At 59.1% G+C, this 16,327-nt stretch carries 17 protein-coding genes and 5 pseudogenes; 6 read left to right on the forward strand and 16 right to left on the reverse strand.

Annotated elements, in window-relative coordinates:
- From JFT80_RS08470 to JFT80_RS25410, 4 genes and pseudogenes are all read left to right on the forward strand, one after another.
- On the forward strand, positions 1–488 hold a 488-nt coding region (locus tag JFT80_RS08470), incomplete at its 5' end, for an ABC transporter ATP-binding protein (RefSeq protein ID WP_207187744.1).
- The gene (locus JFT80_RS08475) at positions 478–708 is read left to right on the forward strand and encodes a hypothetical protein (RefSeq protein ID WP_201147570.1); all 231 of its coding nucleotides are present in this window, start codon (positions 478–480) and stop codon (positions 706–708) included. The genes JFT80_RS08470 and JFT80_RS08475, both read left to right, overlap by 11 nt.
- A 59-nt stretch (positions 709–767) precedes the next feature.
- A complete protein-coding gene (locus JFT80_RS08480; protein ID WP_201147571.1) occupies positions 768–1,424 on the forward strand; it encodes a serine hydrolase in 657 nt (218 codons plus the stop codon).
- 350 nt (positions 1,425–1,774) lie between these two features.
- A pseudogene (locus JFT80_RS25410) lies at positions 1,775–1,864 on the forward strand (site-specific integrase); the annotation flags it as partial.
- Here the strand turns inward: JFT80_RS25410 and JFT80_RS08490 are convergent.
- The 13 genes and pseudogenes from JFT80_RS08490 to JFT80_RS08540 form a co-directional block, all read right to left on the reverse strand.
- Positions 1,853–2,242, reverse strand: a pseudogene (locus JFT80_RS08490) (4-hydroxy-2-oxovalerate aldolase); the annotation flags it as partial. The pseudogenes JFT80_RS25410 and JFT80_RS08490 sit on opposite strands and share 12 nt — an antisense overlap.
- Positions 2,243–2,400: 158 nt before the next feature.
- Positions 2,401–3,711, reverse strand: coding sequence for an acetyl-CoA hydrolase/transferase family protein (locus tag JFT80_RS08495; RefSeq protein ID WP_242482842.1), 1,311 nt, complete (start codon positions 3,709–3,711; stop codon positions 2,401–2,403).
- A gap of 39 nt (positions 3,712–3,750) precedes the next feature.
- Positions 3,751–4,029: a muconolactone Delta-isomerase gene (gene catC / locus JFT80_RS08500; RefSeq protein ID WP_201147572.1), complete on the reverse strand. Its 279-nt coding sequence runs from the start codon at positions 4,027–4,029 to the stop codon at positions 3,751–3,753.
- Positions 4,030–4,034: 5 nt separating this feature from the next.
- On the reverse strand, positions 4,035–5,348 hold the full coding sequence (locus JFT80_RS08505) for an MFS transporter (protein WP_201147573.1): 1,314 nt from the start codon (positions 5,346–5,348) through the stop codon (positions 4,035–4,037).
- Positions 5,349–5,470: 122 nt separating this feature from the next.
- The gene (locus tag JFT80_RS08510; protein ID WP_201147574.1) at positions 5,471–6,346 is read right to left on the reverse strand and encodes an acyl-CoA thioesterase II; all 876 of its coding nucleotides are present in this window, start codon (positions 6,344–6,346) and stop codon (positions 5,471–5,473) included.
- Positions 6,343–7,065: a 3-oxoacid CoA-transferase subunit B gene (locus JFT80_RS08515; protein WP_201147575.1), complete on the reverse strand. Its 723-nt coding sequence runs from the start codon at positions 7,063–7,065 to the stop codon at positions 6,343–6,345. The genes JFT80_RS08510 and JFT80_RS08515 overlap by 4 nt, the downstream gene beginning before the upstream one ends.
- A complete protein-coding gene (locus JFT80_RS08520) occupies positions 7,062–7,766 on the reverse strand; it encodes a 3-oxoacid CoA-transferase subunit A (RefSeq protein ID WP_201147576.1) in 705 nt (234 codons plus the stop codon). Before JFT80_RS08520 ends, JFT80_RS08515 begins: the two co-directional genes overlap by 4 nt.
- A 205-nt stretch (positions 7,767–7,971) precedes the next feature.
- Positions 7,972–8,673, reverse strand: coding sequence for an SDR family oxidoreductase (locus tag JFT80_RS08525; protein ID WP_201147577.1), 702 nt, complete (start codon positions 8,671–8,673; stop codon positions 7,972–7,974).
- A 20-nt stretch (positions 8,674–8,693) separates the two neighbouring features.
- Complete coding sequence (locus JFT80_RS23985; protein ID WP_307833060.1) at positions 8,694–9,413, reverse strand: cyclase family protein; 720 nt, start codon at positions 9,411–9,413, stop codon at positions 8,694–8,696.
- Positions 9,359–9,730, reverse strand: a complete 372-nt coding sequence (locus tag JFT80_RS23990) for a hypothetical protein (protein ID WP_242482843.1) — start codon at positions 9,728–9,730, stop codon at positions 9,359–9,361. The genes JFT80_RS23985 and JFT80_RS23990 overlap by 55 nt, the downstream gene beginning before the upstream one ends.
- Before the next feature lie 136 nt (positions 9,731–9,866).
- Positions 9,867–10,453: pseudogene (locus JFT80_RS23995) on the reverse strand (LysR substrate-binding domain-containing protein).
- Positions 10,454–10,604: 151 nt separating this feature from the next.
- A pseudogene (locus JFT80_RS24005) lies at positions 10,605–10,790 on the reverse strand (LysR family transcriptional regulator); the annotation flags it as partial.
- 91 nt (positions 10,791–10,881) lie between these two features.
- Entirely contained in the window at positions 10,882–11,556 is a 675-nt protein-coding gene (locus JFT80_RS08540) for an MBL fold metallo-hydrolase (protein ID WP_307833061.1), read from the reverse strand.
- Position 11,557: 1 nt separating this feature from the next.
- Here JFT80_RS08540 and JFT80_RS24010 point away from each other — a divergent pair, with 1 nt between their 5' ends.
- Positions 11,558–11,764 carry a hypothetical protein gene (locus JFT80_RS24010; protein ID WP_242482844.1) on the forward strand — a complete coding sequence of 69 codons (207 nt, stop codon included), beginning with the start codon at positions 11,558–11,560 and terminating at the stop codon, positions 11,762–11,764.
- A 43-nt stretch (positions 11,765–11,807) separates the two neighbouring features.
- Here JFT80_RS24010 and JFT80_RS08545 read toward each other — a convergent pair whose 3' ends face one another.
- Positions 11,808–12,668 carry an alpha/beta fold hydrolase gene (locus JFT80_RS08545; protein ID WP_201147578.1) on the reverse strand — a complete coding sequence of 287 codons (861 nt, stop codon included), beginning with the start codon at positions 12,666–12,668 and terminating at the stop codon, positions 11,808–11,810.
- A 13-nt stretch (positions 12,669–12,681) separates the two neighbouring features.
- Positions 12,682–13,878, reverse strand: coding sequence for an acetyl-CoA C-acetyltransferase (locus JFT80_RS08550; protein WP_201147579.1), 1,197 nt, complete (start codon positions 13,876–13,878; stop codon positions 12,682–12,684).
- Between the two features lie 281 nt (positions 13,879–14,159).
- On the opposite strand from JFT80_RS08550, the pseudogene JFT80_RS08555 reads away from it, so the two are divergent.
- A pseudogene (locus JFT80_RS08555) lies at positions 14,160–15,385 on the forward strand (OprD family porin).
- Between the two features lie 120 nt (positions 15,386–15,505).
- Here the strand turns inward: JFT80_RS08555 and JFT80_RS08560 are convergent.
- Positions 15,506–16,324 carry a CoA ester lyase gene (locus JFT80_RS08560; protein WP_201147580.1) on the reverse strand — a complete coding sequence of 273 codons (819 nt, stop codon included), beginning with the start codon at positions 16,322–16,324 and terminating at the stop codon, positions 15,506–15,508.
- Positions 16,325–16,327: the final 3 nt, after the last annotated feature.

A 16,327-nucleotide genomic window follows, 5' to 3' on the forward strand; every position in this document is an offset into this window, starting at 1 on the left:
TTGTCGCTGATGAGCCGGTGTCGGCCCTGGATGCTTCTGTGCAGGCGCAGATCATCAACCTGTTTGAAGAGATCCGGGACACGCTGGGCGTGGGGTTTTTGTTTATCGCTCACGACCTAAACGTGGTGCGTCACGTAAGCCAGCGCATCGGGGTGATGTACCTGGGGCAGATGATGGAAGTGGCGCAAGCCGATGCCTTGTTCGACTCTCCTATGCATCCTTATAGCCGCGCGCTTTTGTCGGCGATCCCCTTGCCTGACCCGGAGCAGCGCAACCTCGCGCCGAGCCTGGAAGGGGAGTTGCCCGACCCACACAATCCGCCGCCTGGGTGTGCCTTTTCCAGCCGTTGTCCTCGCGTGACTGCCGCCTGCCAAGACGCGGTTCCCGCACTCACAGAGTACCCATCCGAACACCGGGTTCGCTGCCTATATCCTCACGAACCGTTGGTCAGGAGTCCTAATCAGGAGTCGTCTCGTTATGTTCTTTGACACCACCACCCGAAGCCAGGCGCTGGGAAACCGACTGGTCCAGCAAGCCCTGGAGGATTTTCGCTCGGCCGGGCTTAGTGAAAACGGTTTGGGTATGACGCTGTTGTTGCACCCTCAGCGCCTTACTCAGGATGGGCAAGCTCATCGCCCGGAAGGTTTCGCTTATCGGGGAAGCCAATTATTCTATCCGTGCAGCGTGGTCAAGGCTTTTACCTCATAGCGATTGACGCTTGCCTGGCGAATGGTCGGGTTCAGCCTCATGAAGATCTAGAGCGGGCAATGCGCGACATGATCATCTGGTCCAGTAATACCGCGACCAACTACGTCATCGATCTGATCACCGCTACCACCGGCGATACTTTGCTGTCGCCCGAGGAATTCATGGCCTGGGTTAATCGACGGCAAGCAGTCAACCGCTATTTCAAATCCCTAAAGTGGCCGGAGCTGGCGGATATCAATTTGTGTCAAAAACTCATGGACGATGAACGTTATGGTCGCGAGAAAGCCTTTGTCACTTTTGGCGGCAACAACCACAATCGGTTGTGCAGTAACGCGGCGGCGCGACTGATGTTCGAGTTGTTCAATGGCACTGTCGCGGCGCCTGAGCGTTGCCGCATCATGGCTGCACGCTTCCATCGGTCGCTGACCACCGAGTTCGCCGCGCAACCTGCTGCGCAGATAAATGGCTATTTTGGTGCGAGTCTACCCGCGGACGCCACGCTTTACTCCAAAGCCGGCTGGACCGGCTGGACCGGCGACCCGCTGGCCAGCTATCGCCGTCATGACCTTGGCTATATTGAGTTGCCGTCAGCGCATGAAGGGCATTACCAGGCGTTAACCTTGGCAGTATTTACCCAAGGGCAAGCGATGTCCGAAGACACAGCGGTGCTCCCTGCGATTGCCCGCCTAGCGTATGACGCGGTGATGGCGGTGTGATTGAGCGGACACGGCTCCTGAGGTCAGGCATTGCCGTGGTGGTGCCTTGGCGGCCAGGGTTTTTCACGAAACCTTGATCGTCCAAGGCGCCAGGAATCAACGCGTGATCTTATCGATTTGCGCCTGAGGACACGTGCTTTCTGCGCAGGCAGCGGGCACCGCTCAGTCATAAGGCCAGGCCGCGATTCTGGCCTTCCTCCCGGCATGGTTCAACCTTGCAGTTTTTCTGAAAAGCCCCTCGATGTCTTTGCCGCGATTAGACGACACTGCGGGTGGCTATCGGCCGTTTTCTGCCTGTCGTGACTATCCGCGTCGCATCTGTGACTGGCCGCCTGCCAGAGCGGGACATGATGCTTTTGTGGCTCACACACACCACTGGCATTCGCGTCACCGAGCTGGCCTTGCTGGAGGTCGCAGACGTGCTGTATCCCAGCGGAGCCCATGCCCAACTCGCGGGCGTACTCGATGTGCTGTTTCGACACGTCCGCCTCGGTGCAGTGAGTGGCGATGCGCACCACTCGTGCTCCGGCTTTGTAGGCCGCTTTCAAGTCATCCACCGTGCCGATGCCTGGTAACAACAACGTGGTGGTTTTGGCGTGGCTGATGACATCGGCGGCGGCCTCGATCCACTCCAGGTCAGTGCGCGCCGCGAAACCATAGTCGAAGCTCGAATCTTGTAGACCGTCACCATGGGCCGCTTCAATCTAGTCGACCTTGGCCGTGTCCAGGGAGCGGGCGATGTCCTGCACATTCTGGATCGAGTACTGACGGCGGACGGCATGGCTGCCGTCACGCAGGGTCACGTCGGAAACGGCAATTCTGTCTGGTCCAAGTCATCAAAATCAACGATAAGCTAAATTTTCAGACCTCAACGCGGAACTCCCTCTCCTCATGCAACGCTCTCCCTGCGCCTTTCATCCGTTGCTTGCTAGTGACCAATAGATCCAAAAGGGCTGACTCAATGGGTTCGAAAAATTTACTCATTATCGAGTTGCGTCTGAAGCGCAGCCCTGTGTTCGGGATGGGCTATATCCAGCAATTTTGTAATGCGTTGAGTGAGCGTCGTGCCGCGCAAATCTGCTACGCCGTACTCGGTGACGACAATGACCGCGTCGCTACGTGCAATCGTGACGGGGCCATTTAGCCTCATCACGATTCTGCTATGACCGCCCGCAGTAGAAGGTAGCGCGATAATCGGCAGTCCGCCTTTTGAGCGCCGTGCGCCACGGATAAAGTCGACCGCTCCGCCGATGGCGCCGACGTAGTTGCCCGCGGCCATCTCCGAATTGACCTGACCGCTCAAGTCGACTTCGACGGCCGAGTTGATCGCGACCAGTTTGTCGATGCGCTCAAGGACGTGCGCATCGTGGGTGTAGCGGGTTGAGCGTAACTGGATCGCCCGGTTGTGGTGGGCATAGTCATGCAGCAGGCAGCTTCCCATGAGAATACCGCCAACGCTGATGCCTCGGTCGACTGTCTTGCGCTGGTTGGTGATAGCACCGCTTTGCATCAGGCGCGCCACGCCGTCACCAAGGCTACCTGAATGCACGCCCAAATGGCGATGGTCGCCTAATGCACTCAAGACGGCGTCGGGTATGGCACCGATGCCCATCTGCAGGGTGGCGCCATTTTCGATCAGTCCGGCGATATGCCGGGCGATTCGCTGATCGCTTTCCCGGACTCGGCTGATCGGATTTTCCATGGGAGCCCGATCGGTGAACAGGATGGCGTCCAGATCATCGTCTCCCAGAGTCCGGTCGCTGTAAGTCCATGGCGCCTGAGCATTGATTTCTGCGATCACCAAGCGTGCGCTGTCGAGCGCTGGCAGCAAGTACTCGCTAGCCAGGCTCAGGCTGTAGCGACCCTCGGCATTGGCGGGCGCCAGTTGCAGCATCAACACATCGATACGCAAAGCACCGCTGCTGATCAGGTCGGGAAGTTCGGAGTAATGACTGGGCATCACCTGCAGCACCCCGGCATTAGCCAGCTGGCGGTTGGCCCCCGCGCCGCAATACGCGATGAAATCCACATGATCGGCGTGCTCGGGCGTGCAGGTCGGGCTGTTGGCGATCCCCAACATCACCCGGAACCGGCCGATTTTTTGCCTTTGAGCCATCAATGCCTGGGTCAAAGGCAACGGCTCGGCATTGGCCTGCCCCCACATTACCGTGTCGCCAGTTTGGATCAATGTAGTGAGGTCCAGCGATTCGAGGTGCAATAGCTGTGGCATCGGGGCGATCTCGGCGACAGTCAGCCGCAGCTGCTGGTTGGGCAGCCAAAGCTTCAAAAAGGGAGGAAAACGGCGGCGCGGAGGCCGCCGTGATATTTAGACGATTGAGGACGGGTGCTTGGCCAATGGCGTGACCTGGATGGTCATGAATGGGAACAGTGGCAGGCTGGACAGCAGCGCATGCAGCTCGTCGTTGCTGGCCACGTCGAGGATGCTGATGTTCGAATACTGCCCGACTATTCGCCACAGGTGCGGCCATTTCCCTGACTCCTGCAGCTCGGTGGCGCGTTTCTTCTCGGCGACTTTGATCGCTTCCACGGTGTCGGCAGGGATATCGCGAGGAATGTTTACGTCCATCTTTACGTGATAAAGCATGAGTACTACTCCGATTGGATTTTGCTGTTGATCAATGGATGATCGGCAACCCTGGCGCTGTGATTGTCCGAGTTGTGACCAAGGTTGGCGTCGACATCTTCCAGGCGCACACCGCGCGTCTCCGGCAGCAGCAACACGGCGATAATTGCCAAAGCGTAGGCCACCAGGCAAAAGCCACCGATCGCTTCAGCCAAGCCAAAACGCTCAGACAGAACGCCGACGCCCGCGATAGACAATGCACCCAGGGATTTACCCAGGTTGTAGGAAAAGCCCATGCAGGTGGTGCGGATGTGAGTTGGGAACAGCTCGCTCAGGAAAGGCCCTACGACAGCGAAGATGCCCGTGGCGAAGGCGCCGACAGGAAAGCTCATCAGCATCAATACGGTGGGGCTCATCGGCACGAGCATGTAAACCACGGTGAAAATCCATGCGCCCAGGCAGAAGACCAGCAGCGCAGGCCGACGACCATAGCGATCGGAGAGGTACGCGGTGAGGACGAAGCCGGCGAACGCGCCGGCGCACATGATCAGCATCGTGAAGACGACTGGCCCTGGCTTCAGCCCGCGGACCTGCACCATCAGCGTTGGCAGCCACGCCATGATCGTATAGGCGGCGGCCTGTAGACCCGTCACTAACAGGGCGCCCAGCAGGGTCAGGCGGATCACGGAAGGGCGGAACGCGGAGAGGATCGACGCCTTTTCGTTATTGGCGGCCTTGGCTTCCTTGAAAATTTCGGCGTCCTTGACGTTGTGGCGGATGAACAGCACGAACGTTGCCGGAATGATCCCCACCCAAAAGGCGACACGCCACGCCATCTCCGGTGGCAGGTAAGCCAGTAGCGCGGTCATCACCACCGCCGACAGGGCCCAGCCCACCGAGAACCCGCTCTGTACAAACCCTAACGCCTTGCCGCGATGCTCGGGACGAATGACCTCGGCCATCAGCGCGGCACCGACGGCCCACTCACCGCCGAAACCCAGGCCTTGCAAGGTGCGCACGATCAGCATTTGTTCGAAGGATTGGGTAAAACCTGCCAGCACGCCGAAGAGCGTGAACCAGCAGATGGTGAATATCAGAATCCGCACCCGACCGTAGCGGTCGCTGAGGATACCGGCGGCCCAACCGCCCAGTGCCGCCGAAAGTAGCGCGGCGGTGCCGAGGATGCCGGCCTCGCCCTTGGATATCTGCCAGACCGCCATCAGGGTCGGCAATAGAAAGCTGAACATCTGGGCGTCGTAAGTATCCAGCGCCCAGCCGGAAAAACATGCCCAGAACGTTTTGCGTTCTTGTGAGGAGCCGGTTCTGTACCATTCGAACATATCGCCGTCCTGCTTGTTATTGGAGGGGCCTTGGGCCTGCGAGGCTGTGAACCAGATTGCAGCAGTGACCGGGTGGGGGCCATTTACCTTTGCGAAACCCGGCCTTTCAGCCTGACTAAAGCTCAGGCATTGCGTGATGAAATCAATAAGTCCTGGGCCATGCTGGCGACCAGTCGACCGTCTCGCCGATAGATGTGAGTCATGGTCAGCCCGCGTCCGGAGAGGCTACGCACTGCCTCGTTGACGAACAGCAACCACTCATTGACGTCGATCTCCAGGCTGTGAAACCACAGCGTGTGGTTGAGGTTGCTGACGTAATGGTTCTGCCAGAGATCAAGCATCCCTTGCCCGGGTGCCAGGCTGGCGTTCAGCCAACCGTCAGACAAATAGGCCAGTGCCGCATGGTGCAGGCAGCCTTCGGCCGCAAGCGGCTGGTTCAGGCGTACCCAGTACGCGATGTCTCGGCGGGCAGCGGGGCGCTCGAAATGATCCTGATGAATCAGCCGGATATCGAGTACGGGCCGGGCGCTGAAACGCAATTGCACGGCCTCGCTGTCCAGCGGGTAACGCTCGGCCAGTTCAGCCAGGGTCGACAAGCTTTCCGGCGCCGGCATTAGTTGCTGCAGTTGGTGCGGATCGCCGGGTTCGGACTGTGCCACTTGAAAGCTGGCATTGGCGCTGAGCACCAGGCCGGTACCTTGGACACCATAGACGTGACGCGTGGACAGACGTCGCCCATCTTGCAGCGCCTCGACGCTGTATTCGATGGTGTCTTTGGGGCGCGCACCCTGCAGAAACGTCATTTGCAGCATGCTCGGGCTGCGTCCGTTCGCCGTCTGCGCCGCGGCCCACAACGCTTGTCCCAGCAACTGACCGCCATAGACCCGTCCGTTGGCATTGATGTCATAGGCATAGCTGCGCCAGTTTTGCTGGCCCGCCGGTTCCAGGGTCAGCAGTTCGGTGAGATCGCGTTGGTCCCAACTGCGCCCGCTGTTCATTGGCTCATGGTCGCCAAAGCGCTGCGGGTCAAAGACGTGTGCAAGGTCGACGAGTCATCGCGCAGGGTCAGCGCACTGAAGTCCAGCGGCACTTGTGTCACCTCCTGCAATGCCTGTGGCGTGATGTCGCCGATCAACTCGAGCACTTTTACGCCGCTGGCGGTGATATCCATCGTTGCCAGTTCGGTGTAGACACGACTCACGCAACCCAGGCCGGTCAATGGGTAGGTGCACGCTGGCAGTAATTTGCTGCAACCATCTTTGGCCAGATGTTCCATCATGACGAAGACTCGCTTTGCGCCTATGGCCAGGTCCATTGCACCACCCACAGCCGGAATCGCATCCGCTGCACCGGTGTGCCAGTTGGCCAGATCACCGGTAGCCGACACCTGGAATGCGCCCAATACGCAGACATCCAGATGCCCGCCGCGCATCATCCCGAAGGAGTCGGCATGGTGGAAAAATGCGCCGCCCGGGGCGAGTTCGATAGGCTCTTTGCCCGCGTTGATCATGTCCCAGTCTTCTTCGCCAGGCGCGGCGGCTTGCCAGCGGCCCAGCACGCCGTTTTCACTGTGCAGGAAAAAGTCTTTATCCAGCGGCAGGTGGTTGGCTACCAGAGTCGGCAGACCAATTCCGAGGTTGACGTAAGAGCCTTCGGTTATGTCTCGGGCGACTCGTTGCGCCATGGCGATGCGTGCATTCTTGTCCATACCAGTCATCCCGCTCGATTCAGAAGTGTCGCTGTTTCGCTGGCCGGATCGCGGCGCAACACCAGGTGCTTGACGAAGATTCCCGGCGTGACGATGGTCTCGGGGTCCAGTTCACCCAGCTCGCAGAAGCGCTCGATGGAGGCAATCGTGTTTTTTGCCGCCATGGCCATCACCGGGCCGAAGTTGCGTGCCGTCTTGCGATATACCAGGTTGCCCCAACGATCACCGGCCTCGGCCTTGATCAAGGCGTAATCGACGTGGATCGGATATTCAAGCACATAGTCGCGGCCTTCGATGCTGCGGGTCTCCTTGCCTTCAGCCAGCAACGTGCCAAAGCCTGTGGGTGTAAAGAACGCGCCAACACCGACGCCAGCAGCGCGCAAGCGCTCGGCCAGATTGCCTTGAGGCACTATCTCCAACTCGATCTTGCCGGCGCGATAGAGGGTTTCGAAAACGTGAGAGCCGGTCATGCGCGGATAGGAGCAGAGAATCCGACGCACCCGGCCCGCCTTGAGCAGTGCAGCAAGACCGGTATCACCCTGTCCCGCGTTATTGCTGACGAGCGTCAGGTTGCGAGCGCCCTGGTCGATCAGCGCCTCAATCAAGTCATCGGGCATGCCCGCACCGCCGAAACCGCCCACGGCGATGGTGGCCCCATCGGGAATATCAGCCAGAGCCGCCTGTACGCTGGTGGAAAGCTTGTCGATCATGGATGTGGTCCTTGTTGTGAGATCGTCCACCGTTATCGTCCAGCGTCGGGATAACGACGGGGTACAGGCAGTTGAAGCGTCGGGTGCGTGGCCCGCACGCTTCAACTGCCTGGTCTGATCAGCTTGCCCAACGCAGCGGGCAGCCACAATTTCGGTCTTCGGAAGGCTTGATTAACCACTGATTAACGGCCGGTTGACGAAGGCGTTAAACACCGGCCACGCCGACCGTCATTCCACCGCAGACGTACAGCACTTGACCGGTGACAAAGCCACTTCGGGCATCTAGAAAAAACGCGGCAGCCTGGGCGATATCGTCCGGCATGCCCAAGCGTTTGACGGGGATCGAATCGATGATGGCCTGAGTGCGAGGGCTGTCTGGGGGATTGGCGCGCTCGAACAATTGAGTACGAATCGGGCCAGGGCCGATAGCGTTGGCCGTGATACCAAAGCGGCCCAACTCCAGCGACCAGACCCGGGTCATACCCAACAATCCCGCCTTGGTGGCGGCGTAGGCGCTGCGTAGCTCCTTGCCCAAGGCCGCGCGTGAAGACATGTTGAGGATGCGCCCGAAGCCAGCGTCTTTCATGCCGGGCAAAAGGGCTTGCATGCACTGCAGCGAGCAGCGCACGTTGAGCGCCCAGACCTGTTCCAACTCATCGAGGCTTTGTTCCTGCGCGCTGTTGGGGCAGACCATGCCAACGTTGTTGACCAGTCGGGTGATAGGCCCGCCGGCCAGCGCTTGTTCCAGCGCCTGCGCGGTGGCTTTGACATTACTGAGGTCAGCAAGAATGCCCTCTCCAATACGGTCGATAATCACCGGTTCGAAGCCGTCTTCAATGCAACGCTGAACAATCGCTGCGCCAATACCTGAGGCGCCGCCAGTAATCAGTACTCTTTCTCTGGACATTGTGTGTTCCTTGAGTAGCTCTAGACGGTTGCGACAGGATTCAACGGCGCACCCACGGCTCCCGGCAGACGCAAGGGTGGGGCGGTCAGCAGAAAACGATTGCGCTGGTGGGCGCGTAACCATTTGGCCAGAGGCGTGAGATGCCACAGTTCGCCCAGGTGAATACCCAGCTTGAACAGGCAGTGGTGATGCAACGGCATGACGGAGCAACAGCCATCGCCATGCCCGTTGGGAAAAATTTCCACCGAGTAATTGTCGGCAGCGATAGCGACCAATCCGCTGTCAGTGATCCATTGCAGCAGACGCTGGTCATTACCGTCGAGTACCGCTCCCAGCGCGTCCAGGACCTGGGGGACCGGTTGCTTGTTCATTCCGAGCACCGCTTCGGCGTAGCCGGTGTGCAGGCAGACAATGTCGCCAGGCTCGACCTTTACCTGATCGGCATCGAGCACATACATCAATTCGTCATAACCAATATGGGTACGGGCATCGCCGTAGTGATGGTGCAGGTCGATCATCACGCCACGGCCTTGCACGCAGGTTTCGGCCATGCGTTCGATGCCTAGGGCGTGGGCGCACGAGGTGCTGTGCGGGGAGATTTCACCCTCAACTCCGCAATCGGCGATATCACTGGGGCCGACGACATCAATGCCCGCGGCATAGCCGTTGTAATAAAGCGGCTCAGCTACCCCGTCACCGTTGGCGTCGAACAGGGCGCCAACGTGAGAAGGGCATCCCACTGAGTGGAATACTGCAAATGCAAAATGGCCAGGTCGTCGCTCAGCACGTCGGGGCGGCCCGCCTGTATGCGGTCGTATTGATAATTCATATTGACCCCGCCTTTACGCAGCAAGGGGCGCAGAATCGGGGGCCGGCGATTGGCGTTCATGGCATTGCCGCCCGGGTAGTCCAGCGGCAGGCTCAAACTGAAAGCCAGACCTTCGCGGACCTCGGCGATGCCTTGCAGAACCTTTTCAGCGGTGAGCAGGTTGAGTCGTCCCTTCTGATCGTCGGGGCCAAAATCCCCCAGTTCGAGCCTTCTGGACGATGTTTCCAACGGTGATAGGTCATATGGCCTTCCTTCTTCTTATAAATCGCAGGCGGCCGTCAGCCCCCATGTGTATTGAACCTCCTACTCTCAGGCTCGCGTAGTACGGGCACTCTGGTGTTCTGTCGGGGGCATCAAGCGTTGTTCAGACCGGTGGGGCAGCACTGTCCGAGGCGTGGCACCATTCGACCAGGCTGTTTGCGAAATCCCGGGCGAACGACGAAAGCCCGTCAAAATCTTGCGCGCACAACTGGAAGGTACGGACCGCCCAAGGATCGAGCAGGGTGCACGACCCGATGTTTTGTTGGCCCTTGAGCCGGGTGAATCCGGCCTGGGGCACAATGGCAATGCCGGCACCGGCTTCGACCATCCGGAAAATCGCATCTGAACTCGCTACCTGCACGCGAATCGTCAACGGTGTATGGAGCGCAGCGGCGGCCCGACTGAGGAATACGTGGATCGCGCTGCCTTCGAGCAACGAAACGAACGCGTATTGCAGGGCTTCTTTGAAAAACACTTCGCTGTTGGCCAGTATGGGATGCCCGAGGGGGCGATGACCATCAGGCGACTGGACACCAGCGGCACGCTTTGCAGCCCGTCGGTGACCACGCTGCCGGACACGATTCCAAGGTCGGCGCCGCCATCGCGAATACTGCGCACAATGTCGTCGCTGAGGCGCTCGCGCATGTCGATATGCACGTCCGGATGGGTCTTCAGGTATTCGCCCACCACCGGCGGCAAGTATTCGGTGATCGCCAGTGGTATTGGCCAGCAACCGCAACTGTCCTTTCAGGCCAATGGCATATTCCTGCAGGTCACCTGTGAGCAATGCCAACTGCGCGAGGATCACTCGCGCATGTTGCAGATAGGTCTTGCCCGCGTTGGTCAGTGTCACGCCCTGAGGTGAGCGTTCGAGCAGGCGCATGCCCAGGTTGTCTTCAAGGTTCTTGATGCGATTGCTGGTCGCGGGAACCGACAGAAACGAACGCTCGGCGCCTCGGGTCAGGCTGCTGGTTTCCGCAATGTTGATGAACAGGCGGAAGTCAGTGATATCAAAATGGGTCGCCATTATTCTTCAACTTCTTGATCAGAGATCACCCAAGGTAATGGCAGTCTCCATCGCCTGTCCATTAACGAGCGGCTGCGTAGGGATCGCCGGTCTACCACTGCGCCGGTTCAAAAAGAAAGCCATCCCCCTGTCGCCGGATATAGCCGCAATGTGGCTCGCCAAAGTGCACCGGCATGATCAGCGCTTCCCGATCAGCGGCGCGGTTGAGGAATTCCATTCGCGTAGTGCGGGCAGCGTCTTCCCAGATGCAATAACCGGAATTCACGTCTGGACGAACGATCTGAATCGGGCTGTGCAGGATGTCGCCACAGAACAGACCTTCCTCACCGCGAGAGCGTACGCGGAATGCCACTTGCCCCGGGCTGTGTCCTGGCGCAGGCTCGACCACCAGGCAATCGGCGATTTCCTGGGGCGCCTCCATCATCACGCCAAGCCCTTCTTCGATGATTGGCATGACGCTGTCAAAGAACGAATCACCGAACACGTCGATGACGCCTGACTCCTTGTTCTTGCCTTCCTTGCAGAAGTCGAAGTCTTGTTTGGGAATGTAGTAACGGGCGTTGGGGAATGTCGGTACCCAGCGTCCGTCCTGCCATGTGGTGTTCCAGCCGACGTGATCGGCGTGCAGGTGCGTCATTACGACATGGGTTACTTTTTCCGGCGCCGCACCCGCAGCGGTCATCCATTCGCGCACCAGGGTATTGAGCATGTTCATCCGCGGGATGCCCGCACGCGGCTTGAAGTTTCCGACACCGGTGTCGACCACGATGATGTTGCTGACCGGCGTGGACCACCCAGAACTGGATGGTCACGATCAATTTGTCCATTTGTGGCACCCAATGATGGGGTGCCATCAATTGTTGGTGCTCTTCGAGAACGCTGCGATCGATCGAGGGGAACAGAAAGGCGGGATCGTGGGTCGGTCCCGCGTATTCGAGGATTCGGGTGACTTTTATATCGCCGATCATGCGTGACTGCATCATGGTGTGTTTTCCTCTTTTCTCTTATTAGGTTCAGCTAGGCAGCGTGCCCGCTGACGGCGACCCGATGTTCAGGTTTGGCCATGAAATCGCGGTAAATCTCGGCGCCAGTACGGCCTTCGAGAATGTAATGTTCAAGCAGCGCCCCGACCCAGCGCGGACTCTGTACTGGCATGAAATGCCCCGAGGCAACCTGCAGCGCTTCGATGTGACTGGCAAAACCCGCGAGCCGATTGATTTCCGTAGGCGGACGCAAGCCATCAAATTCGCCTGCGACCAGCAGTGAATGGAGTGGTAAGCGGGGCAGATCGGCCTCCAGCTCCATGCGCGCAAGCATCGCGAAGATAGCGGCGAAGCTATGCGGGCCTGCGCTCAGCCAGCGAAGGTTGAAGCGTTCGAATGCAGCGGCATCTGTTCGCAACGGTGCGGGCCAGGTCTTGTCCAGCAGCGCCGGGATCAGTGTTTTCAATCCTTCTTGGCGAATCATGCTGGCGCTTGCCAGCGTAGCCTCGCGGGCCGTGGGCGCCACGCCGCAGGCCGGTGCCAGTGCGATCAAGTGGCTGACCCGATGTGGATGAAGGGCCGCGAAACGAATGGCAATGGCAGCGCCCACCGCGACCCCGACCAATGCCAAGGGCCCGTTGATCTGCAGCCTGTCCAACAATGCAGCGAGATCGTGGATGTGTGCATCGAGATCGATTTCGCCGACGATTTTTTCTGAAAGTCCTGAGCCGCGCACATCATAGCGCAGCGTCTGGAACTTCCCTTGGAGGAGGGTGCAAACCTGATCCCAGCTTTCCAGGGAGCCGCCCATTTCATGAATCAAAACCAGCGCGGGCCCGGTCTTCGGGCCTAGGTCATAGCGCAGTACCTGGTTGTTTACCTTCACCCAGTTCATGTCGCTGCCTCGCTCAGACGCGCTGGAAAATCGCGGCCATACCCTGGCCGCCGCCGATGCACATGGTTTCCAGTCCATAACGCACGTCGCGTCGGCGCATTTCATGGAGCAGGGTGGTCATGATACGCAGGCCTGTTGCGCCAATTGGATGCCCTAAAGAAATACCCGAGCCGTTGACATTGACCCGCTCGATATCCTGGATGTCCCAGGCGCGCAAGACTGCCAGTGCCTGAGCGGCAAAGGCTTCGTTGACCTCGATCAGGCCCATGTCGGCCAGGCTCAGACCGGTGCGTTGAAGCAGCTTGGCCACGGCGGGCACCGGGCCGATACCCATGCGTGCCGGGTCACATCCGGCCGAGGACCAGTCCACCAGCCGAGCGATCGGTTGCAGGTTATGCCGTGCTGCGTATTCGCGGGACACCACCAGGCAGCCGGCAGCGGCATCGTTTTGCTGGCTGGAGCTGCCTGCGGTGCACACCCCATCAGGCAACAGTGTGCGCAGGCTTGCCATGATTTCCAGACTGGCATCCGCGCGGATGCCTTCGTCCATGTTCACGCGTTCGCTTGCGCCACGCTTGCGTGGCACATCAAGGGCAATGACCTCGTCGGCAAACCGTCCTTCGCGCCATGCCGTTGCTGCATTCAAGTGGCTGCGAACGGCGAAACGGTCAGCGTCTTCACGAGAAATATGGTAATCGCGGGCCAGGTTTTCAGCAGTCTCCGGCATGCCCGAAATATGACCAAAACGAGCTTCGGGTTGTGAGCGTTCACGGCCTCGTTCCAGGCGGTCGTGCATTTTCACACTGCCGGCGCGCGCGCCCCAGCGCATGTCATTGCTGTAGTACTCGATGTTGCTCATGCTCTCGACGCCGATGACCATGACCGCTTCGGCGTGGCCTGTCTGGATACGCATCGTGGCATCGGCGATGGCCTGCAGGCCCGAACCGCAGCGCCGGTCTAGCGAGTAACCCGGCACCTCGATGGGCAAATCGGCCAGCAGTGCGGCATAGCGGCCCATGCAGGGCGCCTCGCTATTGGCGTAAGATTGGGAAACGATGACTTCATCAAGAGAATCGGGGGCGAGGTTCAGGCGACTCACCAGAGTACGAATCACCGTAGCCGCGAGCTGATCAGCAGTCAGTGAGGCGAGTGCGCCACCAAATTTGCCGATAGGCGTTCTCAGCGGCGACACGATCAAAGCGTCTTTCATCACGCTGGTACCTTTTGTTATGGGTGTGTGCGACATGTTCAAACCAGCATGGCGGAGGTGGATCTGCCAGACAATTTCGTTTAGCAAAAGGCAGCGTTCCGTGCTGCTTAACCACCACCCTTTGGTAGGGGGTGTTTTCCTCGGCGCAAGTGCCGGTTAAGCAAAATCCAATACCCAAGCCGTAAAGGGCTGCCCATGCTGGCTGCGCCCTGAGCGTCCGACGCTGTGGCGACCCAATAAAAATAATTATCGGAAACCACCTCCCATGCAAAAAGCTTCCCTTGGCACATGCGTGCGCGCTTACCTGTGTAGCGCCAATTCTGGTCCTTCCTTGCATCGCCCAAGCTGACTTTCTTGGCGACAGCAGCACCACGCTCAGTCTGCGCAACTTTTACTTCAACCGTGACTTTCGCCAGGACAATGCCCCCCAGTCCAAGCGAGAAGAGTGGGCGCAAGGTTTCATGTTCAACGCTAAATCTGGCTACACTGAAGGCCCGGTAGGCTTCGGTGTAGACCTGAATGCCGCGCTAGGGGTCAAACTGGATTCGTCCGCTGCCCGCGCAGGCACCGGTTTGCTGCCTAACGCATTTGGAAACGCGGGGCCGGGTGAATACAGCGATTTGTCGGGGGTGTTCAAGGCCAAATTGTCGAAAACCGAGATTAAAGTGGGCGGTTTGATGCCTAAGTCTCCCGTCGTGTTGTCCAGTGATGCGCGGCTGCTGCCACCGCTTTTTAATGGCGTCGCCCTGACGTCCACCGACGTGGATAACCTGATGATTGATGTCGGGCAATTTCGCAGCGTCAACTACCGTAACTCCAGTGGTAATCACGATGACCTGAGAACGGCTAACTATTCGGCCAGCAGTGACCGTTTCGATTACGCCGGTGCGGCCTATACCTTGAGTCCACAGTTGACTGCCTCCTTTTGGCGGGCAGAGCTGGAGAATGTCTACCAGCAGAACTACTACGGCCTGCTGGCTACTCAGACCCTCGGGCGCTGGACGTTGGGTGGTAACCTGGGTTACTTCGACTCCTCTGAGGCGGGAGCTCAGCGGGCAGGAAAGATCGACAGTGCGGACTGACGTCGCTGCTGTTGTCGGCCAATCTGGGTGGGCATACCTGGCGGGTCGGCTACCAGGACAACCGTGGCCATTCAGCGCTTCCCTTCTTGCAGGATGCGGACCCGAACGTTGCAAACGTGGTGCAGATTCTCGATTTCACCCGTGCCCAAGAGCGGTCATGGCAAGCTCGCTACGACGTGAACATGGCCGCTTTTGGCGTGCCGGGCCTGACCTTTCTCGCACGCTATCTGCGAGGTGACGGGTTCGAGGTGGCGGGTAGCAACGCCCAGGAGTGGGAACGCGATCTGGACGTGAGCTACGTCATCCAGACTGGCCCGCTGAAAAACTTCGGAATGCGCTGGCGCAACGCGATGGTGCGTTCGGATGCACTGGGTGACCTGGACGAAAACCGAGTGATTCTGTCGTATACCTATGCATTCGAATAACTGAGCGAACCAGGCAGCACTGAAACCAAAAAAGGACCATCAGAGTTTGGTGGTCCTTTAGCCGTATCGCAAAATGGACCGCCGGAAATCCTGATGGTCCATTAATGGTATCGCTTGGCGTCAGGCGTTGTTGGCGGATTTCAGGATATTGCGTGCACGTTGAATCACCGGGGCGTCGACCATTTGCCCGTCTAGTTGAAAGGCGCCTGGTTGATCTGCGCTCGCCAGCACACGCCGAGCCCAATCCACCTGAGTGAGGGTTGGCGCCAACGCCCGATGCACAACCTCGACCTGGCGTGGGTGAATACACAGCATACCTGCAAACCCTTTGTTATTTGCGCTCAAGACAAAGTGCTCAAAACCGACGGGGTCGTCAATGCGCGCATAGACGGTCTCCAGCGGTGGGGCCAAGCCAGCGAGACGACTGTGCAGCAGCAGGGCGAACCGAACCTGATCGAGCATGCATTCAGCGCCAGCGGTGCCTGCAATCAAGCCGAGGTCCAAGCTCATGTCCAGGCCACCGTAGGTCAGCCGGTCTACACCCGAAACCTGAGAAATCGCGGCCAGCGCCTGCAACCCCAATGCGCTTTCGATAATAGGCAAAACCGGCTGACCAGTAGTGGCAGCCCGGGCGACCTGTTCTGCGCTTTCAGCCTTGGGCAACATGACGCCGCACACGCCGGATTGGTTCGCACAGAACGCCAGATCGGCTTCGTGCTGAGCATGGCTGGCCATATTGATTCGTACCCAGACGCGGGCGGTCGGCGTTGCCTGCAAAAACGCTCCGAGATGGTCCCGGGCCAAGGCTTTGTCCGACGCCTGGACAGCATCCTCGAAATCGACGATTACGACTTCGGCGCCGCTGGTCAGCGCCTTGGCGAACCGTTCGGGCCGGTTGCCAGGCACGAAAAGCGCCGAGCGCATCAGGTGATCATTCATGAT

This window comes from Pseudomonas sp. TH10, assembly GCF_016651255.1.
In the GTDB taxonomy this organism is placed as follows: domain Bacteria; phylum Pseudomonadota; class Gammaproteobacteria; order Pseudomonadales; family Pseudomonadaceae; genus Aquipseudomonas.

Coding starts and splice junctions, on each gene's coding strand:
- JFT80_RS08475 (WP_201147570.1), top strand. CDS start 478: ATGTTCTTTGACACCACCACCCGAAGCCAGGCGCTGGGAAACCGACTG.
- JFT80_RS08480 (WP_201147571.1), top strand. CDS start 768: ATGCGCGACATGATCATCTGGTCCAGTAATACCGCGACCAACTACGTC.
- catC (WP_201147572.1), bottom strand. CDS start 4,029: ATGCTTTATCACGTAAAGATGGACGTAAACATTCCTCGCGATATCCCT.
- JFT80_RS08505 (WP_201147573.1), bottom strand. CDS start 5,348: ATGTTCGAATGGTACAGAACCGGCTCCTCACAAGAACGCAAAACGTTC.
- JFT80_RS08510 (WP_201147574.1), bottom strand. CDS start 6,346: ATGAACAGCGGGCGCAGTTGGGACCAACGCGATCTCACCGAACTGCTG.
- JFT80_RS08515 (WP_201147575.1), bottom strand. CDS start 7,065: ATGACTGGTATGGACAAGAATGCACGCATCGCCATGGCGCAACGAGTC.
- JFT80_RS08520 (WP_201147576.1), bottom strand. CDS start 7,766: ATGATCGACAAGCTTTCCACCAGCGTACAGGCGGCTCTGGCTGATATT.
- JFT80_RS08525 (WP_201147577.1), bottom strand. CDS start 8,673: ATGTCCAGAGAAAGAGTACTGATTACTGGCGGCGCCTCAGGTATTGGC.
- JFT80_RS24010 (WP_242482844.1), top strand. CDS start 11,558: ATGATGTTGCTGACCGGCGTGGACCACCCAGAACTGGATGGTCACGAT.
- JFT80_RS08545 (WP_201147578.1), bottom strand. CDS start 12,668: ATGAACTGGGTGAAGGTAAACAACCAGGTACTGCGCTATGACCTAGGC.
- JFT80_RS08550 (WP_201147579.1), bottom strand. CDS start 13,878: ATGAAAGACGCTTTGATCGTGTCGCCGCTGAGAACGCCTATCGGCAAA.
- JFT80_RS08560 (WP_201147580.1), bottom strand. CDS start 16,324: ATGAATGATCACCTGATGCGCTCGGCGCTTTTCGTGCCTGGCAACCGG.